This window comes from Methyloglobulus sp. (genome assembly GCF_046714055.1).
Lineage (GTDB): Bacteria > Pseudomonadota > Gammaproteobacteria > Methylococcales > Methylomonadaceae > Methyloglobulus.
In genome coordinates, this window is the sequence record NZ_JBKKBJ010000178.1 from 1 (window position 1) to 4,794 (window position 4,794).

Below are 4,794 nucleotides of genomic sequence, written 5' to 3' on the forward strand. Positions count from 1 at the left end.
GATACCAGTGTGGCAGTTCTTCCTTCAACCTTGCTTCCACTTCCGCATCGGAATAGGTTTCTTCGTGTTTGCGTTCTCTCCAGCCCATATTGATTGCCCCCTTGCTAACATTGATAAAAAAGTGCTGCGACCTATAACTATATATAGCATCAAAGCTATCGCATTAATACTTGAAAACAGGCACAAGACCTGATTCCCATAAAATCAGCCTTAAAAAGCATTATCGTCCCCTTCTTGTACTTTACATTAAGACTGCAACGGCACTCATGGGTTACTGGTACATTCCAGTTTACCATTTAATGGGACTTCTAAAAATTTCCTTTCCCCCAGGGCATAGGCATCTACACAACTCGTCATCTCGGCAGGGATTGGCGGCGAGGATTCCATATCCTCTTCAGCACTTCCTCCATCCATGGAGGTCGCCGAGATCCACGACTGCATGGATGGCAATGCCAGATATTGTCAACCGATTTTTAGCCGCATGGAACCCTTTTTGATCTGTTTTTCACATCCTTGTGTTCTGGATTCCGGCTCACGCGGATGCTGCCGGGAGCAGCGTTTTGGGAGCGAGGAATCCTTGCCGGAATGACGGCGTAGTGACTTGTGTAGATGGGAGAAGGGGCTTTTTTGAATTTTAGAGGTTTCCTTGAATTAATTCCTCGGCCATTGGTCAGATTTTTCAGGTACGGGGGTTACCGTAGCTCAGTTCTTGGCTCGCGCCAAACGGATCGTGGTCAAGAAACATTATCTAAGACATCAATCATACAGTTTCTATCCAAACAATAAAAACGGGTATAGTAACAGTGGTTGCTGTATTAAATAGTATCCATCTTAACGCAGTCCACCACCTAAATTCTCTTATAATTATTGGTCTTAAGAGTTGAATCCCCCTAGTTTAATTACAAAGAAGACACAATGAATTTGAATCTGGAAAAAATAAATGGCGTTAGTGTGCTGACTATTCGGGATGAAAGAATCGATGCGCACAACTCCGGTGAGTTAAAAGAATATCTTCTGCACATGATAGAAGAGGGGGAAAACCATATAATCGTCCAGTTGGAGCATGTCCGTTTCATTGACAGTTCGGGTTTGGGCGCATTATTGTCCGGCAATAAGCGTATTGCCGCTAAATCGGGGAGGCTTGCTTTAGCCAATATACAGCAACAAGTGCTCTCGATGTTTGAACTGACCCGTCTCAACCGGGTGTTTGAAATTTATGCTGATTTAACTGAGGCTTTTAGCAATGAAAGCTAGAGACTGCCTATGAATTCCTCCTTGATACAGGTAGACGTTATTATCCCAACGCATACCAAATATTTGGATTTGATTGGCAGCATTGGCGAGCGCATCGCTAAAAAACTGGATAATTTCACGGGTGACCGGGAGGCTTTGGCGTATCAGTTGAATCTGGTGTTAACCGAAGCGACCGTCAATGCCATCAAACATGCGTGCGATGATGACCCCAAAAACTGCGTTAGAATAACGATTCAACTCAAGGAGAACGAATTAAATATCAAAGTTTATGATTATGGACAGGGTTTCGATCTGGAAACAGTCCCGTTACCGGATTTTGATCATCCTGATGAAAGCGGAATGGGACTTTTTTTTATACGCACCTTGATGGACTCGGTCACTTATACCCGACAAGATGATTGCAATATTTTGGAGATCATCAAATATCTAAAGTAGAGACGCGATTAATCGCGTCTCTACAGAACGTCGGCAACCCATGAACTTGGATGAGCAAATGTATAAACGGGCCAAATCTTGGCAAGACACCCTTAAAGCGCTAATTGAACGGGCCTTGGGCAAGGAAGCGGGTGACCCTTTATGGCAAAAATACCATCTGTTGTTTCCGGCAGACTATCAGGCCCTGATTTCACCCCGTTACGCCCTTAATGATATTTTGCAGCTTGAGCGCTTAATGGCCTTGAATTGCGAAAGTATCAGCCTGCTTAAACCATACTTAAACCATCCGCACTACCGCCTGCATTTTTATAGCCAACAGGAACGTTATCTGGATGAATTTATTCCCGTGCTCGAAAATATGCATTTACGGGTCATGGATCAAGTCCAGTTTACCTTTACCATTGGGGGCGTTACTGCGACTATCAAGAGCTTCACCATCAAGGCCGCGAAAAGTCAGTGCGCCCCGTTTAGCCAGTTAAAAGGCCGCCTGCTGGAAACCATTCAGGTCGTTATGGAGGGGCGGGCTGAAAATGATGCGCTCAACAAATTGTGCGTCCTGACGGGGATGGCCTGGCAGGGTTGCGATGTCCTGCGTGCTTACCGAAACTATTATCTGCAATTGGGGCACCGAACGACGCGGGCGAGTTTCCATCATGCCTTTATTAACAATCCTGAGGTCGCACTCGGCCTGTACAATTATTTTGACGCACGCTTCAGGCCTAATCCCGATTGGGAAGACCCTATGCTCAGGGAAGAACAGGCCTTGTTCCCGCTGCGCCTGAAATTACTGGCTAGTATTGACTCGGTATCCAACATCAATGATGACCGGATTTTGCGGACTGTCTTTAACCTGATTGATGCAACGGTCAGGAGTAATTTTCATCAGCGTCGTTTCTCTGAGGATTACTTTATCGCATTTAAAATCAATAGTCTTGGTGTTATTGAACTGCCCGCACCAAAACCGAAGGTCGAAATTTATGTACACGGCATCGATATGGAAGGCATTCATTTGCGGGGCGGCAAAATTTCTCGCGGGGGAATCCGCTGGTCTGACCGTCTCGATGATTTCAGGACTGAAATATTGGATTTGATGCAAACCCAAATCAGCAAAAATGCCTTAATTATTCCGACTGGGGCTAAGGGCGGGTTTGTCGTAAAAGGGAACGGTTCCAAGCAAGATTTCAAAGAGGCTGGGAAAAGGGCTTACATCAGATTGATGCGCGGTTTGCTTGATTTAACGGACAATTATCGTGAGGGCAAAATCGTTAGCCCTGAAGGCATAGTTGCCTACGACGATCCTGACCCTTATCTAGTGGTTGCGGCGGATAAAGGCACCGCACAATTTTCAGATATTGCCAATGCAGTCGCTGCCGAGTATCGCTTCTGGCTGGATGATGCCTTTGCTAGCGGCGGCTCTAGCGGGTATGACCATAAAGCGTTAGGTATCACGGCGCGTGGGGCTTGGGTGTGTGTGCAACGGCATTTTCGTGAATTAGGGAAAGATATTCAAAAAGAAGCGTTTACGGTTATCGGTATTGGCAGTATGGATGGTGATGTGTTTGGTAATGGCATGTTGCTATCGCCTTGCATACGATTATTGGCAGCATTCAGCGGCCAGCATATCTTTATCGATCCCAATCCGCCAGACTCCGACGCAGCGTTAAAGGAACGCAAACGCTTGTTTGAATTGCCCGGTTCCACCTGGGATGACTATGACCGAAGCCTGATATCTAACGGGGGCGGTGTTTATTCCAGGGCAGCCAAGGATATTCCCGTTTCTGCTGAATTAAAAAAATGGTTAGGTATACGTTATAAAGCGATAGATGGAGAATCCCTGATTCCTTATTTGCTAGTCGTGCCCGTCGAACTGTTGTGGCTGGGCGGTATTGGCACTTATGTGAAAGCCAGCACTGAAAAACACGAAGAGGTAGGCGACCGAAGCAACGATAATGTGCGCGTGGATGCTGCTGATCTGGGTGCTAAAGTGGTGGGCGAAGGCGCCAATTTGGGTTTTACGCAAAAAGCGCGCATTGAATACAGTTTACGTGGCGGTCGCATTAATACCGATGCGGTGGATAATTCGGCGGGAGTTGATACGTCCGACCACGAAGTTAATTTAAAAATATTGCTCACTGGCTTACACAAGCAACACCTTATCCCCGACTATCAGTCCTTATTTATTGGCATGACGGAAGCCGTTTGCCAGTTAGTGTTAGCGGATAATGTTGCGCAGAGCCTTTGTTTATCCTTGGAACAACGCCGTATTGCAGAAAATGGTGCAGAAAATTCGGCGGTGTTTTTGCAGGTGGCAGAGCGCCTGGAGGCTGCCAGGTTTTTAGACAGGGCCGTTGAATCCTTTGCACAAACCAAAGAAATCCAATCCCGGCCCGGACAACTCATCTTTCGCCCTGAGCTGGCGGACTTAATGGCCGCCTGTAAAATGTATTTGACTCAGAAAATACAAGGTCAAACCGCGCTGTTGCAGGATGAATGCTATGACCGTTATTTACAGGCCTATTTTCCAGCCCAACTCAGTGCGCCGTTTGAACAACATCTTTCCGGACATCCCTTAGCGAATGAAATTAAAGCAACCCTCATTAGCAATAAAATTATCAATCAGGCAGGGTGTGGTTTTTTAAGCCTGGATATTGACAGTGAAAACGGCGCCGCCTTGGACACCGTCAATTGTTATCTGGCTTTCGACCAGGTTTTGGAGGCTGATGCATTACGGCAAGCGATTTGTGCGCTGGATAATAAAATCCCGGCGGATAAGCAATATCAATTATTCCTCCAACTCGAACAAACCTTGGCGGATTTTTGCCGATGGGCAGTATTGCAAGGCAGGACTATTCGCCCCGATGCAAATACGATTAACCGCTACAGACGTTATTTAAAAGAATACGAAGATTACGTTAACCGCCTCCCACCCGATCATTGGCAGGCGCAACTTAATCAATATCAACAGGCGCAAATACCGACAGAACTGGCGCAAAAATTGGTTTTTATTGCCAATATCCAGGATTTCCCCTTCATTGTTTTATTGGTGACGGAAACCCAGCAAGATTTTACGACAATCCTGACCTTATTGAATGACATTACCCACAC

General features: G+C 46.2%; 5 protein-coding genes. 4 read left to right on the forward strand and 1 reads right to left on the reverse strand.

Features of this window, described 5'->3' with window-relative positions; translation table 11 throughout:
- Positions 1-193: hypothetical protein (locus tag ACLQ6D_RS10655; protein WP_411727261.1), on the forward strand; the 193-nt coding region annotated here is incomplete at its 5' end.
- A 71-nt stretch (positions 194-264) separates the two neighbouring features.
- Here the strand turns inward: ACLQ6D_RS10655 and ACLQ6D_RS10660 are convergent.
- Positions 265-441, reverse strand: a complete 177-nt coding sequence (locus ACLQ6D_RS10660; RefSeq protein ID WP_411727262.1) for a hypothetical protein — start codon at positions 439-441, stop codon at positions 265-267.
- Positions 442-915: 474 nt separating this feature from the next.
- Between ACLQ6D_RS10660 and ACLQ6D_RS10665 the strand changes: the two genes are divergently transcribed.
- From ACLQ6D_RS10665 to ACLQ6D_RS10675, 3 genes are all read left to right on the forward strand, one after another.
- Positions 916-1,254, forward strand: coding sequence for an STAS domain-containing protein (locus ACLQ6D_RS10665; protein WP_411727263.1), 339 nt, complete (start codon positions 916-918; stop codon positions 1,252-1,254).
- Positions 1,255-1,263: 9 nt separating this feature from the next.
- Positions 1,264-1,689: an ATP-binding protein gene (locus tag ACLQ6D_RS10670; RefSeq protein WP_411727264.1), complete on the forward strand. Its 426-nt coding sequence runs from the start codon at positions 1,264-1,266 to the stop codon at positions 1,687-1,689.
- Between the two features lie 58 nt (positions 1,690-1,747).
- The coding region (locus ACLQ6D_RS10675) for an NAD-glutamate dehydrogenase domain-containing protein (protein ID WP_411727265.1) at positions 1,748-4,794 on the forward strand (3,047 nt) is incomplete at its 3' end.